Source organism: Paraburkholderia azotifigens, assembly GCF_007995085.1.
In the GTDB taxonomy this organism is placed as follows: domain Bacteria; phylum Pseudomonadota; class Gammaproteobacteria; order Burkholderiales; family Burkholderiaceae; genus Paraburkholderia; species Paraburkholderia azotifigens.
Genome location: NZ_VOQS01000003.1, coordinates 2782994 through 2806342, shown reverse-complemented (window position 1 = coordinate 2806342; position 23349 = coordinate 2782994). Strand labels below are relative to the sequence as shown.

Here is a 23349-nt window from a genome sequence, read left to right as displayed (position 1 = left end):
ATCAATGATGCCGGCTATGCGTCCCAGTTTCGCGCAAATCCGTGCAGATCCGTCTCGCGCACGGTTCGTCGGCGCCTGCCTGCTTCTGTCCGTCATGCGCGTGTCCGCCCAGGAACTGGAGCCGCGAGCGTATTCGCCTGCCCCCGTCGGCACCAACTTTATCGGGTTCACCTATACGAGGCTTGGCGGACAGGTTCTCGTCGACCCGTCGATTCCCATCACCGATGTGCGCGCGCAGCTCACCTCTGCCTCCATCGGCTACGTGCATGTGTTCAATCTCTTCGGCCGTGCGGCCTCATTCGGGTTGCTTGCGCCTTTCGTCAGCGGCGATATCTCGGGCAATGTCTTCGACGCTCCGAATCAGGTGCATCGAGCGGGACTCGGCGATCTCCGGTTCAGGCTGTCCGTCGATCTTCTGGGCGGCCCAGCGCTGACCCGCGAAGAGTTCGCGCGCCGCACACCCGACACGATCGTCGGCACGAGCCTCACGGTCGTGGCGCCCACTGGACAGTACGATCCAGCACATCTCGTCAACATCGGAAGCAACCGATGGGCATTCAAACCAGAGTTCGGCGTCTCGCAGCCGCTCGGCAACTGGTTCGCGGAAGTCATGGGCGGCGTGTGGCTGTTCACGGACAACACGTCGTTTCTCGGCAGCAAGCGGCGCGGACAAGCGCCGCTCGCCGTGCTTCAGCTGCACGGCGGGTACACATTCCGTCCCGGCCTGTGGGTAGCGGCCGATGTGGGCTTCTATTCGGGCGGTGCAACGTCCGTCAATGGCGTCCGCAACGATGACGGGCGAAGCAATGCCCGCTATGGGCTCACGCTCTCGCTTCCGATAACGCGCGACTGGTCGGCCAGACTTGCAGTCTCCAACGGCTTCATGGTCAGGGCGGGCGGCGACTACAAGTCGATTTCGCTGACGTTGCAGTATCGGTGGTTCAACCGGTGAACGGTCGCCAATCGCCTCACGCAAGTTGTGTGAGCGTGAGGCGATCTTATGGATACCGGAACATCCATTGACTCAGGTCAATCGACGTGCGTCGTCCGTTCCTATCCTGATGATGCGTCGAGAGTCGGTCGGACTATGCGCGCCTGTGACGGCGCGACCGGGACTGCCCTGGCGCACTTGCGGGTCCGCAGTGAATCCGAGTGGGCGAATCGATAAAAAGACCCAATACATTGCTGCGGACTCGAAACCAGGTAAAGGAGAGGTTACATGTCTGATTCAGTAACGCAACCCACATCCGGGGCGACCACAGGACCGTCGACGACGTCCGCCGCCGCCCCGAAACTCCATCTCGGCGCGCTCACCGCGCTCGTGGTGGGATCGATGATCGGAGGCGGCATCTTCTCGTTGCCGCAAAACATGGCGGTGAGTGCCGGCGCGGGGGCGGTGCTGATTGGTTGGGCGATAACGGCGGTCGGCATGCTGACCCTGGCGTTCGTCTTCCAGACCCTTGCGAACCGCAAGCCCGAACTCGACGGCGGCGTCTATATCTACGCGAAGCAGGGTTTCGGCGATTACATGGGCTTCTCGTCGGCATGGGGCTACTGGATCAGTGCGTGGCTCGGCAATGTCGGGTACTTCGTCCTGTTGTTCGGCACCTTCGGCTACTTCTTTCCCGTCTTCGGCGAGGGCAATACGCCGATCGCGATCGCCTGTGCCTCGGTGTTGCTATGGGGTGTTCATTTCCTCGTGTTGCAGGGCATCAAGGAAGCAGCGTTCGTCAACATGGTCACGACCATTGCGAAGGTCGTGCCGATTGTCCTGTTCATCGTCATCTGCATCTTTGCGTTCAACGCGCATATCTTCACAAATGATTTCTTCGGGCTCAGCACGCCGAAACTCGGCAGCGTCGCCAACCAGGTGCGTGGCTCGATGCTCGTGACGGTCTGGGTCTTCATCGGCATCGAAGGCGCAAGCATCTTTTCTGCGCGCGCCGAGAAGCGCACCGATGTCGGCAAGGCGACCGTCATGGGCTTCGTTGGCGTGCTGCTGGTGCTCGTGCTCGTCAACATGCTGTCGCTCGGCATCATGTCGCGGCCGGATCTGGCCGGACTGCAAAACCCGTCGATGGCAGGCGTGCTCGAACATGTCGTGGGGCACTGGGGCGCAATTCTGATCAGCGTCGGGTTGGTCATTTCGCTGCTTGGCGCGTTGCTTTCCTGGGTGCTGCTTTGCGCTGAGATCATTTTCTCGGCGGCGCGTGACAACACCATGCCGCATTTCGTGCGCAAGGAGAATGCGAAGAAGGTTCCCGCGAATGCGCTGTGGATGACCAATGGGATGACACAGGCATTCCTGCTCATCACGCTGTTTTCGAAAGGCACCTATCTTTCGCTGATCTATCTGGCCACCTCGATGATCCTGCTGCCGTACTTCTGGTCGGCGGCCTATGCGCTGCTCGTTGCATGGCGCCGCGAGACCTACGAAGCGGAACCGGCGCAGCGCAACAAGGACATGCTGATTGCCGCAATCGCCGTGGTGTACGCGGTATGGCTGCTCTATGCGGGCGGGTTCAAGTACGTGCTGCTTTCCGCGCTGCTGTATGCCCCCGGTGCGTTGCTCTTTGCCAAGGCGAAGCGCGAAGCGGGGCAACCTGTCTTCACGGCGCTGGAAAAAGCCGTCTTTGCGGCGGTCGTGCTGGGGGCGCTGGTTGCCGCATTCGGCCTGTACAAGGGCTTCCTCACGCTCTGATTCGATTCGAGGAGACACATGATGAACACGGAAACAATGAAGTATGGCGTGCACTCGGAAGCCGGCAAGCTGCGCAAGGTGATGGTCTGCTCGCCGGGTCTCGCGCACCAACGTTTGACGCCAAGCAATTGCGATGAACTGCTGTTCGACGATGTCATCTGGCTCAGCCAGGCCAAACGGGATCATTTCGACTTTGTGACGAAGATGCGCGAGCGCGGTGTCGAGGTGCTGGAAATGCACAACCTCCTGACAGAAACCGTGCACAACCCGGAAGCGCTCAAGTGGATTCTGGATCGCAAGATCCGTCCCGATACCGTCGGGGTCGGGCTCGCCAACGAGGTTCGCGCGTGGCTCGAGAGCCTCGAGCCGAGACGGCAGGCCGAGTTTCTGATCGGCGGCGTTGTCGCGGAGGACATTCCCGATACCGAGGATTCGAACGCTCTGAAGATGTACCGGCAGTACCTCGGTTATTCGGGCTTTGTGTTGCCGCCTTTGCCGAACACGCTGTTTACGCGCGACACGACCTGCTGGATCTATGGTGGCGTCAGCCTGAATCCGATGTACTGGCCCGCGCGACGCCAGGAAACCGTGTTGACGGCAGCAATCTATCAATTCCATCCCGACTTTGCGAACAGGGAGTTCGATGTCTGGTACGGCGATCCGGACCGCGACCACGGGATGGCGACGCTCGAAGGCGGCGATGTGATGCCAATCGGCAAGGGCGTGCTGCTCATCGGGATGGGCGAACGCACGTCGCGTCAGGCGATCGGCGAACTCGCACAGAGCCTGTTCGCGAAGGGGGCTGTCGAGCGCATCATCGTGGCCGGCCTGCCGAAGTCTCGCGCCGCGATGCATCTGGATACAGTGTTCACGTTCTGCGACCGGGATCTCGTCACCGTGTTTCCTGAAGTGGTCAACGAAATCGTCGCGTTCTCGCTGCGCCCCAGCGATTCCGAAGCGACACGCATCAACATTCGACGCGAAGACAAGCCGTTCATCGAAGTCGTGGCCGATGCCCTGGGACTTCCGAAGCTGCGCACCGTCGAGACGGGCGGCAACACGTTCGCCGCAGAGCGCGAGCAATGGGACGACGGCAACAATGTCGTCTGTATCGAGCCCGGCGTCGTGGTCGGCTATGACCGCAACACCTACACCAACACATTGTTGCGCAAGGCCGGCGTCGAAGTGATCACGATCACGGCGAGCGAACTGGGCCGAGGCAGAGGCGGCGGCCATTGCATGACGTGCCCGATCGTGCGCGATCGCATCGACTATTGATACTTGACTCAATGGCGCGCGGCACGGCTGCGCGCCTTCGCCGTATAGCCATTCAAGGAGTCCCATCATGGGTTTCAACCTGCGCAACAGAAGCCTTTTGAGCCTCATGCATCACAGCAATCGTGAGCTTCGTTATCTGCTCGACCTGTCGCGCGATCTGAAGCGCGCGAAGTACACGGGCACCGAACAGCAGCATCTCAAAGGCGTCAATATCGCCCTGATCTTCGAGAAGACGTCGACCCGCACGCGTTGCGCGTTCGAGGTCGCAGCGTACGACCAGGGCGCGAATGTCACGTATATCGACCCGCATTCCTCCCAGATCGGACACAAGGAAAGCATGAAAGATACGGCGCGCGTGCTCGGGCGCATGTATGACGCGATCGAATATCGCGGCTTCCATCAGGACATCGTCGACGAACTGGCGAAGTTTGCGGGGGTACCCGTTTTCAATGGCCTGACAGATGAATATCATCCGACGCAGATGCTTGCCGACGTGCTTACCATGCGCGAACACAGCGACAAGCCGCTGACGGCCATCAGCTACGCATACCTCGGAGACGCCCGCAACAACATGGGCAATTCGCTGCTGCTGATCGGCGCGAAGCTCGGCATGGACGTGCGAATCGGGGCACCCAAGGCGCTCTGGCCAAGTGCGGAACATATCGAGGCGTGCGAGCGCTTCGCTGCCGAATCGGGCGCACGCATCATGCTCACGGAAGATGCGCAAGCTGCCGTGAAAGGCGTGGACTTCGTGCATACGGATGTCTGGGTGTCGATGGGTGAACCCGTGGAAGCATGGGGCGAGCGCATCCAGCAGCTGCTGCCGTACCAGGTCAATATGGATCTGATGAAAGCCGCGCAGAATCCGCAAGCGAAGTTCATGCACTGTTTGCCGGCGTTTCACAACAGCGAGACAGTGGTCGGCAAGCAGATCGCTGAAACGTACCCTGCCCTTTCTAATGGAATCGAAGTGACAGAAGAGGTTTTCGAGTCGCCTCTGAATATCGCTTTCGAGCAGGCGGAAAATCGCATGCATACGATCAAGGCAATCCTTGTCTCCACACTCGCCGATATCTGAGCCGTCAGGTGGAATCAATCAGGCCGCGGGGACGCAAGCGTCAGTGACATGTGCGCCGCCCGCGATCTTGCATACACGCCAGGAGGAGCTTCATCATGCGTATGGTGATTGCATTGGGAGGCAATGCGCTGTTGCGGCGCGGAGAGCCGATGACGGCGGAGAATCAGCGCGAAAACGTCAGGCTCGCCGCCCGCCAGATTGCGCTCGTCGCGCCCGGCAATGAAGTGGTGATTGCGCACGGCAACGGTCCGCAGGTCGGTTTGCTCGCGCTGCAGAGCGCCGCATACAAGGAAGTCGAGGCCTATCCGCTGGACGTTCTGGGCGCGCAGACGGAAGGAATGATCGGCTATCTGATCGAGCAGGAACTCGGCAATCTGCTGCCCTACGAGGTTCCGTTCGCAACGATCCTGACGCAGGTCGAAGTCGATCCGCACGATCCCGCTTTCACGCATCCAACCAAGCCTATCGGGCCCGTCTACCAGAAGGAAGATGCCGAGCGCCTCGCGAAGGAACGCGGCTGGAGCATCGCGCCCGACGGCGACAGATTCCGGCGCGTTGTCGCGAGCCCACGGCCAAAGCATATCTTTGAAATCAGGCCTGTCAGATGGCTGCTCGAACACGGCACGATTGTCATCTGCGCGGGCGGTGGCGGCATCCCGACCTGCTATGACGATAACCGGAAGCTGATTGGCGTCGAGGCCGTCATCGACAAGGATTTGTGCTCCGCTCTGCTCGCGCAGGAACTGGACGCGGATATGCTGATCGTCGCCACCGATGTGGATGCCGTCTACGTGGACTGGGGAACGCCGGATAAACGAGCGATCGCGCAGGCGCATCCGGACGAACTGGAGAAACTTGGCTTCGCAAGCGGCTCGATGGGACCGAAAGTGCAGGCGGCCGTCGAATTCGTTCGTCAGACCGGCCGGGATGCCGTCATCGGCTCGCTGGCTGACATTCAAGCAATTACAGAACGCCGGGCCGGTACCTGCGTGAGTATGAAAACGCGTGGCATACAGTATCGCGCGCCCTAGAAATGCCCTCCCTTTGAAGGGCGAAGATCGTTGATGTGCCTCAGCGTCGTCAGCCGCGAGACGGGTGGTCTGCATTCAGTTCGTGTCGCCTGCAAATGGCCGCCGCGAATCCGAACGGTTGCAGACCACTGGTTATCGATGCACGATCGAATCCAGCGGAAAACTGGCCTTCACGCTGAAACCACCCTCAGGCTTATTACCAAGCCACGCAGCGCCGTTTAGTTGCCGTACGCGCTCGCGGATGCCTAACAGGCCAAATGAGTCGGACTTGCCACTCGACGCGGGACCGGCACCTCTGCCGTCATCGTCGATTCGAACTTCACATTGGCTGCTTTCGGGCTCGATCGTGATGGTGACTTCCGTCGCATACGCGTGACGTGCCACATTCGTCAGCGCCTCTTGAACGATCCGAAAGATCGCGGTCGCAGCGGTATCGCTAAACTCAAGCTCTCCTGCGGACAGCCGGGTGTTTACCTTGATGCCATAGCGTCTGCTGAATTCATCTGCCAGCCACTCGACGGCTGGCAGCAATCCCAGATCATCCAGCATGGTGGGACGCAGATCGGACGCAATGCGCCGAACCGCACTCATCGTTTCGTCAGTCTGCGTGACGATGCCCCGCGCCATTGCCGCCGTTTTCATGGTGCAATGGCCGGCCTCGACTTCCTGTTTCAAGATGACGGCACTCATTTTTAGCGCGGTCAGCTGCTGACCGAGGTCGTCGTGCAATTCTCTGGCGATGCGTTTCTTTTCGTCTTCCCGTGCTCTTTCAGCCGCCGCTGCAAGCTTGCCTACATGTTCGAGTTCTTCAAGCCGTTTATGCTCGGTCAGGTCACGGGTCACTTTGGTGAAGCCTTGAAGCGTTCCTGTATCGTCACGAATGGGGGTAATGATCACGTCCGCCCAGAATCGGGAACCGTCGCTTCTGACACGCCATCCTTCCGCTTCAGAACGGCCCTGCGTAGATGCTGTCTCGAGCATGCGTTCTGGCAGGCCCGCTGCCCTGCCTTCCGGCGGGTAGAAGATGGAAAAGTGGTGGCCGATGATTTCTTCGGCGCGATAGCCTTTGATTCGCTCTGCCCCTGTGTTCCATGTCGCGACTTCGCCAGTTGGACTCAACATGAAGATTGCATAATCTTCGACGCTGTCGATCATTACCTGAAGCCGCTGCTCACTCCTGCGAAGCCTTGCTTCGATCAGATGCCGCGATGAAAAATCATGAGCGACGGCTGCAAACCCGGCGAGGTCGCCCTGTTCACGTCGCTGTGCAATGACGAGTACGCTGGCCCAGAATCGTGCTCCGTCCTTACGCGCATGCCAGCCCTCGTAATAGGCGCGTCCCGTCGCCGCCGCTCTGGCAAGCAAGTCGGTCGGAAGGGGAACGTCCGCTGAAGCGGCCGGATACAGCACGGAAAACGGCTTCCCCAGGATTTCCACTGCGCCATATCCTGTGACGCGTTCTGCAGCGGCGTTCCACGTCTCCACCTGACCGATTGAATCCAGCGTGAAGACGGCGTATTCCCCGTCGATGTCGATGGCGAAATGGTAGCGGCGTTCCCCGGAGACCTTGCCTCCGGACCCCGTTTCCTCATTGCCGGTAAGCCCAGGTTCGCCCGTCACAGACACCTCCATTCGCTCACACGATGTCCTTCGGTCAGAGAACAGGGTCGCCGAGATCCGGATATTCGGCGGCCAGTATCTCGAAGACGTCGGCCGCTCGCGCGGCCAGATTGTGTGTGAGATGCCGCTGCAGATGCTCGTCCGACCTGAGCCATGAATATGCCCGGGCAACGTCGTCGACAGTAGGCTTGATCGCCATGATTTTCGTCACGACGTCGTCTTCGAATGGTCCTATTATCTTGCGGATTTCATTCGCCGTAGCCACTTCCCGTACTTCTGTCACGGATGGAGTACTCATCGTTGCTCTCCTCGGCATGTCGAACTGAGTGCAGGAAACGCGAGCGAAGCTGTAACGAAGCAATCGCACATTCACCTGCCGTCAGATGAAATGTACGGCCGTCAGGACTGTTGCAATTGACTTGTGTCAATTGGATCCCGGGTGACCCGAACGACACTGCTTGCGACGTCTGATTTCGCTACAATGCGCGCCAAAAGGACAACGCACAACGGTTGCTCGCGGTGACAAACGCGCGAGGTGGACGTGCTCGGACTCTCTCAAACATTCCAGCGAGGAGACTATGTCTACGCTCGGCGCGAACACGTACGAACCGGACGCGGTGATTCCACCGCTCATGAAAGGCACCGTCATCGACGGCATGGCTGCCTATGAGGCACTCGTCAAGGAAGCCCGCGTCGACCGGCCGGGATTCTGGGCACGACTCGCGCGCGAGCATCTGGTTTGGCACCGTCCATTTACGAGAGTGCTGGATGATTCAAATGCCCCTTTTTTCAAATGGTTCGATGACGGCTTGCTTAACGCATCGTATAACTGCCTGGATCGTCATCTTTACAATGGCAATGCCGAGAAACACGCGATAGTCTTCGAGGCAGACGACGGCACGATCACCAGTATTACCTACCGGCAATTGCACGCGCGTGTGTGCAAGGTGGCGAACGCATTACGAGGCCGCGGCGTCGGCGCGGGTGATCGGGTGATGATCTATCTGCCGATGTCGATCGAAGGTGTCGTCGCAATGCAGGCCTGCGCCCGTATCGGCGCGGTGCACTCGGTCGTGTTCGGCGGCTTTTCCGCGAAGTCCCTGCATGAGAGGATGGTGGATGTCGGTGCTGTCGCCATCATCACCGCGGACGAGCAGAAGCGCGGCGGGAAGAGTCTGCCCTTGAAGTCGATCGTCGACGAAGCGCTCGCCATGGACGGCACAGACGGTGTACACACCGTGATCGTCTATCAGCGCACGGGTGGCACGATTGTCTGGAATCCGCCACGCGACTGCTGGCTGCACGAGCTCGAAGACGCACAGCCTGACACGTGCGAACCAGAATGGGTCGAGGCCGACCATCCGCTCTTCGTGCTCTACACGTCGGGTTCGACGGGTACGCCGAAAGGCGTCCAGCACAGCACGGCAGGCTACCTGTTGTGGAGCGCCGTGACGATGCACTGGACCTTCGACATCCGTCCCGACGATGTGTTCTGGTGCACAGCCGATATCGGCTGGATCACGGGTCACAGCTACATTTGCTATGGACCAACCGCCGTCGGCGCCACCCAGCTGATCTTTGAAGGCGTGCCGACGTGGCCGAACGCCGGGCGCTTCTGGGAAATGATTGCGCACCACAGGGTAAGCATTTTCTACACGGCGCCGACGGCTATCCGCTCACTGATCAAGGCATCCGAGGCCGACAGCACGGTACATCCTCGCCGGTTCGAGTTGGGTTCGTTACGGATGCTCGGCACTGTCGGCGAACCGATCAATCCGAGCGCGTGGGAATGGTATGCACGCGAAGTCGGTGGTGGACGTTGCCCGGTACTCGATACATTCTGGCAAACGGAAACAGGCGGTCACATGATCACGCCGTTGCCAGGCGCAACGCCACTGGTGCCGGGCTCGTGCACGCTGCCGCTGCCGGGCATCGAAGCGGCCATTGTCGACGAGACGGGCTCCGAATTGCCCAATGGCCAAGGCGGGTTGCTCGTCATCAAGCACCCGTGGCCTTCCATGCTCAGAACCATATGGGGCAACCCGGAGCGGTTCCGGCATGGCTACTATCCACCCGAATTGGGGGGCGGGCTGTATCTGGCTGGCGATGGCGCGATTCGTGATCCGGAGACGGGATACTTCACCATTACCGGCCGCATCGACGATGTGCTGAACGTGTCGGGTCACCGCATGGGTACGATGGAAATCGAGTCGGCGCTGACATCCCACCCGCTCGTCGCGGAGGCCGCTGTCGTCGGACGGCCGGATGAGACCATTGGTGAGGCGATTGTCGCGTTCGTCGTATTGAAAGGACCGCGCCCCGCCCCGGAAGACGCGAAGAACATCGCCGAACAACTGCGTGCGTGGGTCGGCAAGGAAATTGGCCCGATCGCAAAACCGAAGGAAATCCGTTTCGGCGAAAGCATGCCGAAAACACGCTCCGGTAAGGTCGTCCGGCGTCTGCTGCGCGCTGTTGCAAAGGGCGAATCCATTGCTCAGGACATGTCCACCGTCGAAAATCCAGCCGTGCTGCAGCAGTTCAGTCACCGCGCCTGATGGCTGCCGGCTCGACGTCGGGCCGGTCTTCGTGTCGAAGACCGGCCCGCGACGGCGCTTCATCTTGACAGGTATTTGCGCGAGCGCACTATCGACATCCGCGTGCGCACGCAACGGGTGATCAGCCGAACCGGACCGTTAGACCGACCGTTAGACCGTTATGCAGCCGAATGTCGGCGCGCCGGCAACGCTATGAGGTTGCTGAGTTCGACGATACCGTCGATGCTGCCGACCACCAGCTCGATCGCATCCCGCTGCGGCTCATGATCAACCTGCCCCGTAAGCGTCACACAACCGTGTTCGACTGCCACGCGCACGCGGTCGGGCGACAGCCCTTCTATTCCCGCGAGGACCGCGACGACTCTGGATGCGAGCGTTTCATCGGCTTGGCGATGGTCTGGCGTCGCAGCAAAGCCAAGGTCCATGACGAACCCGCGGCATCCCTCGACCCGCCGCATGATCTCCTCGGTCAGATGCTTCTGGAAGGCATTGGGTACGGTACCCGAAAGCGTCACAATGCCGTGAGCCGCCTGCACCGTGATGTCGCGCGAATCGACGGGCGCGCTGTCGCCGAGCAGTTTCTCGACCGCATGCTTCAATATCTGGTCGCGTGTCATATTGGTCTCCGTCGCGTGCGGTTATCCTGGACAGCGCTCCGTGACGTATGGGCCTACATGCCCGGAAGCACTGTCGGATATTCAAGGTGGCTGTTGACCTCCTTCACGCCCGGTACGTTCTCCGCAGCGACGCGAATGGCATCGGCCTCTTCGTCACTTGTCACCACGCCCCAAAGATGGACGACGCCGTCCTTGACCAGAATACTCTCGCGCGGCACAGACCAACGCGTATTCTGCAAGGCTAGCGCGATGGCTTCGCGGATCGACTGATCATCCGCCGCGGCTGGACCGGACGGTTCAGCGCCGATGCTGGCGAGCGCACGGATCAGATTCGCGCGGCTCACAAGACCCGTCACCCTCCCGTTCTTCACCACGGGCACCCGCTTGATGCGATGCCGTTCGAGCAACTCCGCGATGTCGACAACGGGCGTATCTTCGTCAACGACAACGACATCCTTCGTCATCAGGTCACTCACCCTGTGCGAGTGCTCCCTGACATATTCACTCGCCAGTTCACGGGTCGAAGCCAGAAACTCCAGCCACCATGCACGCTTGCCCGCTCCCGTGCCGATCTCGGCGCGATGGAGCAGATCGCCTTCCGTAATCATGCCGAGCAGCTCGCCCTTGTCGTCGACGACAGGCATTCCGCTCACGTTCTTTTCAACCAGGATCTGTGCCGCTTCCCGTACCGTCATGTGTGGGTGTGCAAATACGACCGACGTGGTCATGACATCGATTGCGCGCATCCTTAAGTCCTCCATGATTAGTCGCATGAACGGCAGGCGGTCCCACACCGGGGCCTTGGATAAACCGTCCGTGCATAATCGAATCTTCGACCATGGAGGTCGCCTCCCATTGATCGATATCAAGCGAGTTCAGATCTGCGTGGATTACCCCGGCTAATTGCATAGGCAATTGCAGCAATGCGCCGATCATGGCATCCGTCTCACGGCTGCAAGACCGGCGTGACGAATACCGTGAACGTCTCGCTCCGATCGTTGACGCGTGTCAATCGCAAAAGGCAGCCTGCGCGCCTAATAGATCAGAGACCGCGATCCGGCGGAAGGTCTGGGACTTCCTTTCTCTAAAGAACCGTTTATGAAAGATCATCGACACGAGGGCGGCACGTCCGTCGAATCCGAGCCGGCCGACGGGACGGCTGGCTCAGAAGACGGCGCCGACGCGCGCATCGCTTCGCGACGCGGCTCGCGCGCACATCGTCGGGGCGGAAGTGCGCGCTGTCTTCAGGCAGACGAAGATCTGGCTTTCCTGAGGCGGCCCGAAATGTGCGGCGTGCGGCTGCAACTCGACTACTGGAAAACGGAGGAATCGCTGCAGCGCCATGGGATCGAGCACACGATCGTCGTATACGGCAGCACACGTATCCTCGCGCCTGCTGTCGCACGACAACGGCTCCGGCACACCCGGCGCATGCTGCGGGAACAGGGCAGTGACATGCAAGGCCACCACGCGCTGCAAGCCGCGAAGATCGTACTGGAGCGCAGCCGTTACTATGACGTAGCGCGAGAATTGGGCCGTATTGCGGGGACTGCACAGTGCGAGGGAATACTGTCATCCCTTGCACTCGTGACGGGTGGTGGTCCAGGCATCATGGAAGCCGCGAATCGCGGGGCTTACGAGTCCGGCGCGCCGAGTATCGGCCTGAATATTTCGTTGCCGCATGAACAGGCGCCCAACCCCTATCTCAGCTCCGAACTGTGTTTCAAGCAGCACTACTTCGCCATTCGAAAGCTGCATCTGCTGGAACGTGCTCGCGCAGCTGTGTTCTTTCCCGGCGGGTTTGGCACTTGCGACGAACTGTTCGAGGTCTTGACGCTTCTGCAGACGCACAAAATCAAGCCGCTGCCCGTCGTGCTCGTCGGAGAGTCCTACTGGCGACGCGCAATCGACTTCGACTTCATGGTCAGTGAAGGCATGATCTCGCCGGCCGACATGCATCTGTTCGTGTTCCGTGAGACAGCCGAAGCCGTTTGGCAAGCGATCGTCGAGTGGCACAAGACTCATGAAACACAGCTTTGACGGAAACGCATTGCATCGCGGCTAGGAATATCCTGACAGCGACGCGCCATATCCTAAATCACATTCATCCCCGGCTGATAGCCGTTCTGATCCCGCCGTCCGATACTGCAAGCATGGAATCATCCTTTTCAGGTGCGCCTGAACTGAGCAACCGTGCGCACCAGGGTGCACCAGGAATTGCCGACTGGGAGAACGATCATGTCGCCTGAAGCCACCGTCGCACATGCGGATATTGAAACCCGTTACGAGTGCGTCCGCGATGTCGCATCGGAAGGCGGGACGAAATGGGAGGCACTCATGCCTTCTGACGACGCTATCCTTTCGATCGCACGGCGCGCCGGCATGCAGGTGATGCTCGACGGACGCATCGGACGCGAAACTTACCAGAGCGTGACAGGATCACTGTCGTCGCTCCAACGTTTCGTCGCGGATCTGCACAGGCTGATGTATGACGACGCGGCGCAACAGCAGACCCGCTGAGTCAGTTATCACGCCAATGACTGCGTTCCGGCAAAGGGCATTCGACGCCACCTCGCCATTGACATACATCAATGGCTGGCGGACCGCACGCGTCAAGCTCTGTAGTTGTCTAAAGAAAAGGCGTGCTCACAATGCAGACGGCCGAAACACACAGCGTGCGATCACCCTCGCTTCTGGAGCGCCTCCGGCGATCCTCTCGTGATGGCGCGCATCAGCCGTCCGCAACCGCCGACACAATCTCAGACTGGGCTCAGCTGTCGACGGAGGAGGCGCTGGCACGGTGTCACAGCGCGGCGTGCGGGCTAAGCGCCGATGAAGCAGAACGCCGATTACACGCTTACGGTCCAAACCGCGTTGTCCACGAGACGCGCCACACGCTTGCCGGCGAACTCGTCAGCCGCACGATCAACCCGCTCAATCTGCTGCTTCTGTCGCTTGCCACGGCGTCGTATGCGCTCGGTGACCCGCGCGCCGCCATCATGATCGGCGTGATGGTCGTCCTCAGCACTTCGCTGGGTTTCGTGCAGGAGCATCGCTCGAACAAGGCCGCGGACGCACTGCGCAAGATGGTGCGTACGACGGCAACGGTCCTCCGGAGAACCGGGCAGAACGATTCGGGCCATGTCGACGTTCCCATCGATCAGATCGTCCCAGGCGACGTCATCGTGTTGTCCGCCGGCGATCTGGTGCCCGCCGATCTTCGTTTGATTTCCGCGCGCGATCTGTTCGTCAATCAATCGGCGCTGACGGGCGAAGCAATGCCGTGCGAAAAGCATCCGCATGCCAGCACGATGACCGTCGATTCGCAATTCGAGCTTCCGAATATCTGTTTCATGGGCAGCGCCATTATCAGCGGTGTCGGATGCGGCGTGGTGGTATCGACCGGCAAGGCGACGATCTTCGGCGGAATCGCCGACGTGGTGGCGGCACAGCGCGTGCAAACCAGCTTCGACAAGGGGGTCACCCGGTTCACATGGCTGATGATCCGCTTCATTCTGGTGATGGTGCCGCTTGTATTCGTGATCAATGGCCTGACCAAAGGAAACTGGTTCGAGGCGGTTCTTTTCGCCGTTGCCGTGGGCGTCGGACTCACGCCCGAAATGTTGCCGATGATCGTTACCGTCAACCTTGCGAAAGGTGCGATCGACATGTCGCGCAAAAGAGTCATCGTGAAGCGCCTGAATGCGATCCAGAACTTCGGTGCGCTCGACGTGCTATGCACCGACAAGACAGGAACGCTCACACAGGACCGGATCATCCTGAAGCGCCACCTCGACATCCAGGGCAATGAATCGGATCGGGTTCTCGAATATGCGTTCCTCAACAGCACGCATCAATCCGGACTGAAAAACCTGCTCGACGTTGCAGTGTTGAAGCATGCCGAACTCCACGAGCAGCTCAAGGCACACGAGAGCTTCACCAAGATCGATGAGATGCCATTCGACTTCGAGCGCCGCCGGATGTCGGTTGTACTCGCGCGGGAAGATGGCGTCCATATCATGATTTCGAAAGGGGCAGTCGAGGAAATGTTCTCGGTCAGCACGCGCTACGCGATCGATGGCGAGACGGGCACGCTCGACGAAAGCCATTACGCTGCAACCAAAGAGATTACCGATGCGCTCAACTCGGATGGTTTTCGCGTCGTCGCGGTCGCATACAAGGAGATGCCGCCCGATCAGACGGCGTATTCGGTTGCGGACGAGCGTGATCTGATTCTGCTCGGTTTCATCGCGTTTCTCGATCCGCCAAAAGAAACGGCGGCGGCGGCCCTTGCGGCGCTCAAGGCGAGTGGCGTGCAGGTGAAGATCCTGACGGGCGACAACGACAGGGTCACCCGAAAGATCTGTCACGACGTGGGCATCGACGTGGAGCGGATCGTGCTCGGCAAGGAGCTCGAAGCGCTGACTCCCGCCGGGCTTGCGGATCTGGCGGAAAAAGAGTGCGTGTTCGCGAAGGTCTCTCCTTCGCAGAAGGCATCCATCGTCAACGCGTTGCATAGCAAAGGCCACGTCGTCGGATTTCTGGGCGATGGCATCAACGACGGGCCGGCGCTCAAGGCGTCGGACGTCGGCGTGTCCGTCGACAGCGCCGTCGACATCGCGAAAGATTCCGCCGACATTATCCTGCTCGAAAAAAGCCTCGCCGTACTCAACGAAGGCGTGCTGGAAGGCCGGAAGGTATTCGGCAACATCACGAAGTACATCAAGATGGGCGCAAGCTCGAACTTCGGCAATATGTTCAGCGTATTGGGCGCGAGCATCCTGTTGCCGTTCTTGCCTATGGCGCCAATCCAGGTTCTCACCAACAACCTGCTCTACGATTTCTCCCAGACCAGCATTCCTACCGACAACGTCGATGCTGAATACCTCAGCGTTCCGCGTCGGTGGGATCTCGGCAATATCGTGAAGTTCATGCTGTTGATCGGCCCCGTCAGCTCGCTGTTCGACTACGTGACCTTCTTCATGATGCTGAAAATGTTCGACGCATGGGACAACCCCGCCCTGTTTCAGACTGGCTGGTTCGTCGAATCGCTGCTCACGCAGACACTCATCATCCATATCATTCGCACCGCCAAGGTGCCCTTTGTCGAAAGCCGCGCGAGTTCGGCGCTCATCGCGACGAGCATCGCGGTCGGCGTCGCGGGCATCAGCCTGCCTTTCACTTCGATTGGAAAGATGCTCGGATTCACACCATTGCCGTGGACGTATTGGCCCGCTGTTGTGCTGATTCTTCTCAGCTACGCAGCATTGACGCATTTGACCAAGACGTGGTTTGTCCGGCGATTTGGACTCGGTTGACGCCTTTCCCCATTGGCGCCCCGTCGACGGTTTTTTTGGCGTTTGCGTGGCGCAGCGCGTAGCGTTCTGCGCACACGGCAACACTGCCGCGGCAACTCAGCCAGAATCGCCCGGCGGACCGGGCGACCTCGACATGCGAATCATGCAGGTTGCAGCCAGCGCTCAATGGCTCGCGCCCTCTACGGCGCCGATGCCGGTTTCGGAGCGCACTGCCTGTGCCTCGAACCCCGCCTGGTCGATGCGCGCGCGCGCGGACCGGTCGGTCACCGAGAAGAACCAGATGCCGCCAAAGCCAATTGCCATCGAGAACAGCGCCGGCGATGCATAGGGAAACGGCGCGCTTGCATGATGAAACACGTCGACCCATACCGCCTTCGAAAGCACGGTCAGCAGCACCGCCGAGAACAGGCCCAGGAAGCCGCCGATGGCTGCGCCACGCGTCGTGCAACCGCGCCAGAGCACGGACATGAACAGCACAGGGAAGTTCGCGGAAGCGGCCACGGCGAACGCCAGCGAAACCATGAACGCAATGTTCTGTTTCTCGAACACGATGCCGAGCACGACGGCAATGATGCCGAGCGCGAGTGTCGTGATGCGGGAGACGAACAGTTCGTTCGCGCTCGACGCCTTGCCGTGCTTGAACACCGTCGCATACAGATCATGCGATACGGCCGATGCGCCAGCGAGCGTGAGACCCGCGACGACCGCGAGAATCGTCGCGAAGGCAACCGCGGAAATAAAACCCAGGAACACGTTGCCGCCGACGGCGCTCGCCAGATGCACCGCCGCCATGTTCGTGCCGCCCAGCAGCTTGCCCGCTGCGTCCTTGAAGACCGGGTTGGTGCTCACCATGACGATCGCGCCGAAGCCGATAATAAACGTCAGAATGTAGAAGTAACCGATCCACGTGGTCGCCCAGAACACCGACTTGCGCGCTTCCTTTGCGTTCGGGACCGTGAAAAAGCGCATCAGGATATGCGGCAGGCCAGCCGTGCCGAACATCAGCGCAATGCCGAACGAGATCGCCGAAACGGGGTCCTTGATGAAGTTGCCCGGACCCATGATCGACGCTTTCTTCTCATGCACCTCGACGGCCTTTGCAAAGAGCGCTTCAGGGCTGAAATGAAATTGCCACAACACCATGAAGGCCATGAACGTGGCGCCCGCGAGGAGCAGGCATGCCTTGATGATCTGAACCCAGGTGGTCGCTGTCATGCCGCCGAAAAGCACGTACACCATCATCAGCGCACCGACGATCACGACCGCAATCCAGTATTCGAGCCCGAATAGCAGTTTGATCAGTTGCCCGGCGCCGACCATCTGCGCAATCAGATAGAACGCGACGACGACCAGCGTGCCCGATGCCGCGAATGCGCGTATCGGTGCCTGCCTGAAGCGGTATGCTGCGACGTCGGCGAAGGTAAAGCGACCGAGGTTGCGTAGCCGCTCCGCCATCAGGAACGTAATGATCGGCCAGCCCACCAGAAAGCCGATCGAATAGATAAGACCGTCATATCCGTTCGAGTAAACCGCGGCCGAAATGCCGAGGAACGACGCGGCTGACATGAAATCGCCCGCAATCGCAAGACCGTTCTGAAAGCCGGTGATCCCGCCGCCGGCCGTATAGAACTCGGCGGCCGAACGCGTCCGCCTGGCGGCCCATTTGGTGATGAAAAGCGTTGCTATCACGAACACGACGAACATGCTGATCGCGGTCCAGTTGGTTGCCTGCTTGATCGTCTGGCCGAGGTCGGCACCGGCGGCGAAGCAGCCGGACGATACAGCGAGCAGGATGCCGGGGGCGAACGTTTGTCGGGTCTTCATGCTGCCTCCCGCTTGATCCGGTCGGTGAGTTCGTCATAGGTGCCGTTGGCGCGCCGCACGTAAAAGCCGGTGATCGCAACAGTGAATACGATCACGAACAGTCCGATCGGCATGCCCCACGTCATCACACCCGCGCCCATCCGGGTCGCCAGCAATTCTTTGTCGAACGCGACAAGCAGCACGTAGCCGTAGTAGACGACAAGCACAAGGGCCGTCAGCGTCCATCCCAGTCGCGAGCGCTTTCGCACGAGTTCGTGATACGTCACGCCTGATTTGATTCTCTCTGCGAGTTCCAGATCCATCTTCGTCTCCTGCATGAATGTCTTTTGCTGCCTGATAGGGATCACCGTCGGAAGGTATCGACGCGCTATACGTAACGATAAAATCGCCCGCTTACCCGCTTCTTACGCGAGGCGTTTTCTTTTGGCGGGGTTTACGAGGAGAACAAAGCGTTCGTAAAGAAGCGCTTCATTGCTTTGATGGCGTGAGTTCGCTGTGCGTGTTGCACGAACGCGTGGAGACTTGCACGGGTACAGGACGGTCTCCCTTTGCATAGGCGCGCGCGACGTCTCGCGCATCGCAAAGCCGGGTGCCCGTCTGCTTCATCGTCGCGGCGGCCGCCGCTGTCGCGTATGCGAGCGCCTCGCATGCCAGGGCTCCATGGTCGAGCGCCCAGATCAATCCGGCGAGGAAGCTGTCGCCCGCGCCGATTGCACTTCGAACCTCGGTTTCCAGCGCGGGCATCAACCATGTTTCGTCGTGCGTTGCGAGCACTGAACCTTTGTCGCCCAGCGTGAGCGCAACCATCCTTGCCTTGCGCTCTTCAATCAACTTTCGCGCGGCGCCGATCTGCTCGTCCACGCCGTTCAGCGGCAGCGCCGTCAACTCACGCAGTTCGTTCAGACTCGGCTTGACGATGTCGATATACCCGCCGTCGAGTGCTGCCGCGAGCGTCGGGCCCGATGCGTCTACGGCAACGCGGATGTCCGGCCGCGCAGCGGTGGCCGCGCGGGCGAGTTGAGCGTAGGCGTCCGGCGGCACGCCCGGGGGCAGGCTTCCGCTCAACACAAGAAAGCGCGCAGAACCGACATGCCCGGATACGCTGCGCAGACACTCATTCCACTCCGCCGGCGCGAGAGTCGGCCCAGGCAACACGAAACGGTATTCACGCCGGGTGGACGTTTCCATCACGGAGAAGTTCTCGCGCGTTTCGCCTTCGATGTCGATGCAGCGAGTACGCAGATTCTCGCGATCGAGCAAACCGCCGAGGGTGCGGCCCGTCGCTCCACCCGCCGCAAACAGCGCGATGCACTCGCTGCCGAGGCGATGCAACACCCGCGCGACATTGATCCCGCCGCCGCCGGGGTCGCGCTGCGCGGCTTCGCAACGCAGCTTGTGGGTATCGACGACGCGATCGACGGCCGTCGATAAATCGACTGCGGGATTGAGGGTGACTGTGACAATGTCGTTCATGGCAAGGCCCTACCGCGCGATTGCAGAAAGTATCGATCCGCGCGCCTCGTCGCCCGTCGAACCCTTCGACGCTTCCGCCTGCGCGACGTGCCGCTTGACGGCGATGAAGCTATCGGGGCTCACGGACAGGGAGTCGATGCCGCATTCCACGAGAAATGCCGCATACTCGGGATGCACGCTCGGCGCTTCGCCGCACAGGCTGACTGTCGCCCCCGCACGATGCGCCCGTTCGATGACCTCGCGTATCATCCACCGCACGGCTTCGTTGCGCTCGTCGAACAGCGACGCCAGTTCGGCGGAATCGCGATCGACGCCGAGCGTGAGTTGCGTCAGATCGTTGCTGCCGATCGAGAAGCCATCGAAGCGCTGTGCGAATGCTTCGGCCAGGATCACGTTCGACGGGATCTCGCACATCACGTAGATCTGCAGACCGTCGTCGCCGCGTCTGAGACCATTGGCAGCCATCGCGTCGAGAACGCGGTCCGCTTCGTCCGGTGTCCGGCAGAACGGCACCATGACGATCACATTGCGCAGGCCCATTTCCATTCGCAGACGGCGCAGCGCACGGCATTCCAGTGCGAAGCCGGGACCGTAGCGCGGGGAGTAGTAGCGCGATGCGCCGCGAAAGCCGAGCATCGGATTTTCCTCGCTCGGCTCGAAAGCCTGGCCTCCGATGAGATGCGCGTATTCGTTGGTCTTGAAGTCGCTCAGACGGACCACCACGGGTTTCGGATAGCACACTGCCGCGATGCGCCCGAGCCCGCAGGCGAGCCGGTCGACGAAGTATTCCGTCTTGTCGCTATACCCTTCCGTCATCGCAGCAATCGCCCGGGCCGCCTCCGAATCCTTCAACTGGTCGTAGCACGCCAGCGCCATCGGATGAATCTTGATGTGATTGCTGATCACGAACTCCATCCGCGCCAGTCCGACTCCATCCGCCGGCATACGCCACCAGCGCAGCGCGGCATCAGGGTTCGCGAGATTCAGCATGACGTGTGTGCGGGTTGGCGGGATTGCCGCAAAGTCGATCTCTTCGACCTGGTAATCCGCGATGCCTTCGAATACGCGCCCGATCTCGCCTTGCGCACAGGAAACGGTCACTTCCTGCTCGTCGTGCAAGACCCGCGTCGCGTTTCCCGTGCCGACGATAGCGGGAAGGCCGAGTTCGCGGCTCACAATGGCTGCATGCGACGTGCGGCCGCCGTGGTCGGTGACGATACCGGCGGCACGCCGCATCACGGGCACCCAATCGGGATCGGTGGCGGCTGTGACGAGAACGGAGCCGTCGACGAAACGGTCCCGCTCAAGGGGACTGTCGATGACGCACACGTTGCCGGCAGCGATCGCCTGACCGACGCTCACGCCCGTGACAAGCTCGCGCCCCGCCGACTTCAGCCGGAACGTCTTGACGGCCGTTGCCTCGCGCCGCGACTGAACGGTCTCGGGCCGCGCCTGAACGATGAAGATGTTCCCGCTCAGACCGTCCTTGGCCCATTCGATGTCCATCGGCTGCCCGTAGTGCGATTCGATATCGCACACCCAGCGCGATAGCGTGAGCACGTCGTGGTCAGAGAGGACGAACGCGGCCCGCTCGGCCTTCGAAGTCGGCACGTTCTTCGTCGTATGAGCGCTCCCCTTCGCGTACACCATTTTCTTGAGCTTGCTGCCGCGCTTCTTGCCGACAATGGGTGCAAAGGCTTCGTTTTGCAGAAGCGGCTTGAATACTTCATATTCGTCGGGATCGACAGCGCCTTGCACGACGTTCTCGCCGAGCCCCCACGCCGCGCTGATCAATACGATCTTGTCGAAGCCCGTTTCGGTATCAATCGAGAACGCGACGCCCGCGCCACCGAGATCAGAGCGCACCATCTGCTGCACGCCAACCGACAGTGCAACTTTCATATGATCGAAACCGCGCGCCTCGCGGTAACTGATCGCGCGGTCCGTAAAGAGCGACGCATAGCACCGGCGGCACGCATCCATCAGCGCGTGTGGGCCGCGAATGGCGAGCAAGGTTTCCTGCTGTCCCGCGAAGCTTGCGTCGGGTAAATCTTCAGCTGTCGCGCTCGAACGCACTGCGACGTCCGGATTGTCGACTCCGACGCGGCGTGCAAGCTCGGCGTACGCGTCGCAAATGGCTTGGGTCGTGCTGGCGGGCCATTCGCCTCGAAGCATTGCCCGGCGGATCGTTTCCCCCGTGTCGGCGAGCGAGCGTCGGCTGGCACGGAATTCCGCGAGCACTGTCGAAATGGCTTCGCGCAGCCCGTTCGCGTCGATGAATTGCCAGTACGCCCCCGCCGTCGTCGCGAAGCCGGGCGGTACGCGGATGCCTTTGCCGGCAAGGCAGCCCACCATCTCTCCCAGTGACGCATTCTTGCCGCCTACGGTCGGTACATCCGTACGACGCAACGCGTCGAACCAGCGGATCGGCGTTTCAATCGTGCTCATGGGCTCCTCCTCGCTCGTGATCCACACGTGATCGACTCGTGTTGCTTCGTTTTGCCCAGACGCTCAGATGCTCAGGTAGCCCGCGAACATCCACGGCAATTTCATCTGTCCGGTGCGGAAATAGTCGTCCGAATCCGGCGCGGCCAGTCCAACGAAGCCGGGCGTACCGTCGGCCGCAAATTGCGGCGCAAACGAGAATGCATGGTTGATCACGATGACGGCTTCGCCATTCAGATGCGAGGGCGCGAAAATGGACACCTCGCGAAAGAAGTTCGCATCATCTTTCGGCGCCGCCGTCGCGGTCGCTTTCATCGCGCCTGTGCTGTCGTATCTCGCGGGGAGTTCGTAGGTGCGATCGCCGTGCCGGACCTTTCCGGCAGGTGAAAACGTCAGTTCGATACCCGGATACGGTGCGTACAGCGCCGCCGACTGGACAATGGGACCATCTGGCCCCATGACAGCAGGTGGATAGGCCCACAGGGAGAGATTCAACGTGCGCGTTTCTTGCGCAAAGTATTCCGTCAGCCAGTTCATAGGTGTCTCCAGTCAATGCCTGTCACATCACGTATGCCGCGGGCACTGCAAGCTCCCGCACGTGATTGCAGCGGCGTTTCGTCAACCCACCATGAGGTGATCGACGACGGTTTTCACGCCCGGCGTAGCGCGCGCCGCACCCCATACAACCGCGCGCTCAGCCTTGGTGCTCACTTGTCCCGAGAGGGTAACGTTTCCCCCCTCGACCTGAACGGCGATGTGCTTCATTTCGCGATCCGTGTGACGCTGGATGGCTTTGCGAATGTTGTGCTCGATGTCGGTCGGAGAAGCGGAACCCGAGATTCTGATGTTGTTCGTAATACCCGTGACGCCGCGCAGGTGTCCGATATGTTTCTCCGCGACATGGCTGCGATAACCGTCCTTGACGCTGCCGCTCAATGTCACCCACCCCTGCTCCACCTTGATCCTGATGGAGTCTTCTTCGAGACCCGAGATCCAGTCGAGCACGGCCCGCACGCTCAATGCGATGTCTTCATCCGTTCTTTGATCGGTTTCTCGAACCGTCACGTCGATATGCGCGACCACCGCGACGACACCTGCAATCCGCAGCACGGATCGTTCGGCGGCAACCTTCTGTGCATAGTCCGACACATGTCCGCTAAGCGTGACGATGCCATCCGCGACGGCGACCCCTATGCGGTTCGCGTCGATAGCCGGATTGTTCGACAGCTCTTCTTCCACTTCGCGACGCAGTTGACTGTCCGATTTCATGGCGACGGTCCTCCTGAATGCTTGCGTTCCTGAACTGAACATCGAGTCCACACGGTCAGACTAATCCGCACGCATTTCGCTCGATTGATCGAAGTCAATCAGGTCGCTGTGCCGCGATCTGCATCGGACGACAAGGCCGC

At 60.5% G+C, this 23349-nt stretch carries 19 protein-coding genes; 9 read left to right on the top strand and 10 right to left on the bottom strand.

Features of this window, described 5'->3' with window-relative positions; all coding sequences use genetic code 11:
* Nucleotides 1–16: 16 nt before the first annotated feature.
* The 5 genes from FRZ40_RS29845 (at nt 17) to arcC (ending at nt 6088) form a co-directional block, all read left to right on the top strand.
* A complete protein-coding gene (locus FRZ40_RS29845; protein ID WP_240057317.1) occupies nt 17–952 on the top strand; it encodes a transporter in 936 nt (311 codons plus the stop codon).
* A gap of 267 nt (nt 953–1219) precedes the next feature.
* The gene (gene arcD, locus FRZ40_RS29840; RefSeq protein ID WP_147236499.1) at nt 1220–2701 is read left to right on the top strand and encodes an arginine-ornithine antiporter; all 1482 of its coding nucleotides are present in this window, start codon (nt 1220–1222) and stop codon (nt 2699–2701) included.
* A gap of 18 nt (nt 2702–2719) precedes the next feature.
* The gene (arcA, locus tag FRZ40_RS29835; RefSeq protein WP_197039370.1) at nt 2720–3979 is read left to right on the top strand and encodes an arginine deiminase; all 1260 of its coding nucleotides are present in this window, start codon (nt 2720–2722) and stop codon (nt 3977–3979) included.
* Between the two features lie 67 nt (nt 3980–4046).
* A complete protein-coding gene (locus FRZ40_RS29830; protein ID WP_028368634.1) occupies nt 4047–5057 on the top strand; it encodes an ornithine carbamoyltransferase in 1011 nt (336 codons plus the stop codon).
* A 95-nt stretch (nt 5058–5152) separates the two neighbouring features.
* Entirely contained in the window at nt 5153–6088 is a 936-nt protein-coding gene (arcC, locus tag FRZ40_RS29825; RefSeq protein WP_147236498.1) for a carbamate kinase, read from the top strand.
* 132 nt (nt 6089–6220) lie between these two features.
* Here the strand turns inward: arcC and FRZ40_RS29820 are convergent, their stop codons facing one another.
* Together FRZ40_RS29820 and FRZ40_RS29815 are read right to left on the bottom strand one after the other, a co-directional pair.
* On the bottom strand, nt 6221–7708 hold the full coding sequence (locus FRZ40_RS29820) for a PAS domain-containing sensor histidine kinase (RefSeq protein ID WP_158647040.1): 1488 nt from the start codon (nt 7706–7708) through the stop codon (nt 6221–6223).
* 34 nt (nt 7709–7742) lie between these two features.
* The gene (locus tag FRZ40_RS29815) at nt 7743–8006 is read right to left on the bottom strand and encodes a hypothetical protein (RefSeq protein ID WP_147236496.1); all 264 of its coding nucleotides are present in this window, start codon (nt 8004–8006) and stop codon (nt 7743–7745) included.
* A 280-nt stretch (nt 8007–8286) separates the two neighbouring features.
* On the opposite strand from FRZ40_RS29815, the gene acs reads away from it, so the two are divergent.
* On the top strand, nt 8287–10263 hold the full coding sequence (gene acs / locus FRZ40_RS29810) for an acetate--CoA ligase (RefSeq protein ID WP_147236495.1): 1977 nt from the start codon (nt 8287–8289) through the stop codon (nt 10261–10263).
* Nucleotides 10264–10421: 158 nt separating this feature from the next.
* Here acs and FRZ40_RS29805 read toward each other — a convergent pair whose 3' ends face one another.
* Together FRZ40_RS29805 and FRZ40_RS29800 are read right to left on the bottom strand one after the other, a co-directional pair.
* On the bottom strand, nt 10422–10880 hold the full coding sequence (locus FRZ40_RS29805) for a BON domain-containing protein (RefSeq protein WP_051446488.1): 459 nt from the start codon (nt 10878–10880) through the stop codon (nt 10422–10424).
* Nucleotides 10881–10933: 53 nt separating this feature from the next.
* A complete protein-coding gene (locus FRZ40_RS29800) occupies nt 10934–11626 on the bottom strand; it encodes a CBS domain-containing protein (protein ID WP_147236833.1) in 693 nt (230 codons plus the stop codon).
* Between the two features lie 352 nt (nt 11627–11978).
* Between FRZ40_RS29800 and FRZ40_RS29795 the strand changes: the two genes are divergently transcribed.
* The 3 genes from FRZ40_RS29795 to mgtA all read left to right on the top strand — a co-directional run bounded on the left by FRZ40_RS29795 (nt 11979) and on the right by mgtA (nt 16198).
* Nucleotides 11979–12920 (top strand): LOG family protein, encoded by a 942-nt coding sequence (locus FRZ40_RS29795; RefSeq protein ID WP_147236494.1) that lies wholly within the window; start codon nt 11979–11981, stop codon nt 12918–12920.
* A 198-nt stretch (nt 12921–13118) separates the two neighbouring features.
* Nucleotides 13119–13400 (top strand): hypothetical protein, encoded by a 282-nt coding sequence (locus FRZ40_RS45205; protein ID WP_147236493.1) that lies wholly within the window; start codon nt 13119–13121, stop codon nt 13398–13400.
* Between the two features lie 131 nt (nt 13401–13531).
* Nucleotides 13532–16198 (top strand): magnesium-translocating P-type ATPase, encoded by a 2667-nt coding sequence (mgtA, locus tag FRZ40_RS29785; protein ID WP_147236492.1) that lies wholly within the window; start codon nt 13532–13534, stop codon nt 16196–16198.
* Nucleotides 16199–16360: 162 nt separating this feature from the next.
* Here the strand turns inward: mgtA and FRZ40_RS29780 are convergent, their stop codons facing one another.
* The 6 genes from FRZ40_RS29780 to FRZ40_RS29755 form a co-directional block, all read right to left on the bottom strand.
* Complete coding sequence (locus FRZ40_RS29780) at nt 16361–18022, bottom strand: cation acetate symporter (RefSeq protein WP_028370609.1); 1662 nt, start codon at nt 18020–18022, stop codon at nt 16361–16363.
* Nucleotides 18019–18324, bottom strand: coding sequence for a DUF485 domain-containing protein (locus FRZ40_RS29775; protein ID WP_147236491.1), 306 nt, complete (start codon nt 18322–18324; stop codon nt 18019–18021). The genes FRZ40_RS29780 and FRZ40_RS29775 overlap by 4 nt, the downstream gene beginning before the upstream one ends.
* Before the next feature lie 166 nt (nt 18325–18490).
* Nucleotides 18491–19495 carry a 1-phosphofructokinase family hexose kinase gene (locus tag FRZ40_RS29770; RefSeq protein WP_147236490.1) on the bottom strand — a complete coding sequence of 335 codons (1005 nt, stop codon included), beginning with the start codon at nt 19493–19495 and terminating at the stop codon, nt 18491–18493.
* 9 nt (nt 19496–19504) lie between these two features.
* A complete protein-coding gene (ppsA, locus tag FRZ40_RS29765) occupies nt 19505–21943 on the bottom strand; it encodes a phosphoenolpyruvate synthase (protein ID WP_147236489.1) in 2439 nt (812 codons plus the stop codon).
* 63 nt (nt 21944–22006) lie between these two features.
* The gene (locus tag FRZ40_RS29760; protein WP_147236488.1) at nt 22007–22477 is read right to left on the bottom strand and encodes a hypothetical protein; all 471 of its coding nucleotides are present in this window, start codon (nt 22475–22477) and stop codon (nt 22007–22009) included.
* Between the two features lie 81 nt (nt 22478–22558).
* A complete protein-coding gene (locus tag FRZ40_RS29755) occupies nt 22559–23209 on the bottom strand; it encodes a BON domain-containing protein (protein ID WP_147236487.1) in 651 nt (216 codons plus the stop codon).
* Between the last annotated feature and the right edge of the window lie 140 nt (nt 23210–23349).

What these genes read in the sequence shown, in the direction of transcription:
- arcC (WP_147236498.1), top strand. Translation starts at nt 5,153, where the DNA reads ATGCGTATGGTGATTGCATTGGGAGGCAATGCGCTGTTGCGGCGCGGA.
- FRZ40_RS29845 (WP_240057317.1), top strand. Translation starts at nt 17, where the DNA reads ATGCGTCCCAGTTTCGCGCAAATCCGTGCAGATCCGTCTCGCGCACGG.
- FRZ40_RS29770 (WP_147236490.1), bottom strand. Translation starts at nt 19,495, where the DNA reads ATGAACGACATTGTCACAGTCACCCTCAATCCCGCAGTCGATTTATCG.
- FRZ40_RS29760 (WP_147236488.1), bottom strand. Translation starts at nt 22,477, where the DNA reads ATGAACTGGCTGACGGAATACTTTGCGCAAGAAACGCGCACGTTGAAT.
- FRZ40_RS29815 (WP_147236496.1), bottom strand. Translation starts at nt 8,006, where the DNA reads ATGAGTACTCCATCCGTGACAGAAGTACGGGAAGTGGCTACGGCGAAT.
- FRZ40_RS29800 (WP_147236833.1), bottom strand. Translation starts at nt 11,626, where the DNA reads ATGCGCGCAATCGATGTCATGACCACGTCGGTCGTATTTGCACACCCA.
- arcD (WP_147236499.1), top strand. Translation starts at nt 1,220, where the DNA reads ATGTCTGATTCAGTAACGCAACCCACATCCGGGGCGACCACAGGACCG.
- arcA (WP_197039370.1), top strand. Translation starts at nt 2,720, where the DNA reads ATGATGAACACGGAAACAATGAAGTATGGCGTGCACTCGGAAGCCGGC.
- FRZ40_RS29780 (WP_028370609.1), bottom strand. Translation starts at nt 18,022, where the DNA reads ATGAAGACCCGACAAACGTTCGCCCCCGGCATCCTGCTCGCTGTATCG.
- FRZ40_RS29795 (WP_147236494.1), top strand. Translation starts at nt 11,979, where the DNA reads ATGAAAGATCATCGACACGAGGGCGGCACGTCCGTCGAATCCGAGCCG.
- FRZ40_RS29775 (WP_147236491.1), bottom strand. Translation starts at nt 18,324, where the DNA reads ATGGATCTGGAACTCGCAGAGAGAATCAAATCAGGCGTGACGTATCAC.
- FRZ40_RS45205 (WP_147236493.1), top strand. Translation starts at nt 13,119, where the DNA reads ATGTCGCCTGAAGCCACCGTCGCACATGCGGATATTGAAACCCGTTAC.
- FRZ40_RS29830 (WP_028368634.1), top strand. Translation starts at nt 4,047, where the DNA reads ATGGGTTTCAACCTGCGCAACAGAAGCCTTTTGAGCCTCATGCATCAC.
- acs (WP_147236495.1), top strand. Translation starts at nt 8,287, where the DNA reads ATGTCTACGCTCGGCGCGAACACGTACGAACCGGACGCGGTGATTCCA.
- FRZ40_RS29755 (WP_147236487.1), bottom strand. Translation starts at nt 23,209, where the DNA reads ATGAAATCGGACAGTCAACTGCGTCGCGAAGTGGAAGAAGAGCTGTCG.
- ppsA (WP_147236489.1), bottom strand. Translation starts at nt 21,943, where the DNA reads ATGAGCACGATTGAAACGCCGATCCGCTGGTTCGACGCGTTGCGTCGT.
- FRZ40_RS29805 (WP_051446488.1), bottom strand. Translation starts at nt 10,880, where the DNA reads ATGACACGCGACCAGATATTGAAGCATGCGGTCGAGAAACTGCTCGGC.
- mgtA (WP_147236492.1), top strand. Translation starts at nt 13,532, where the DNA reads ATGCAGACGGCCGAAACACACAGCGTGCGATCACCCTCGCTTCTGGAG.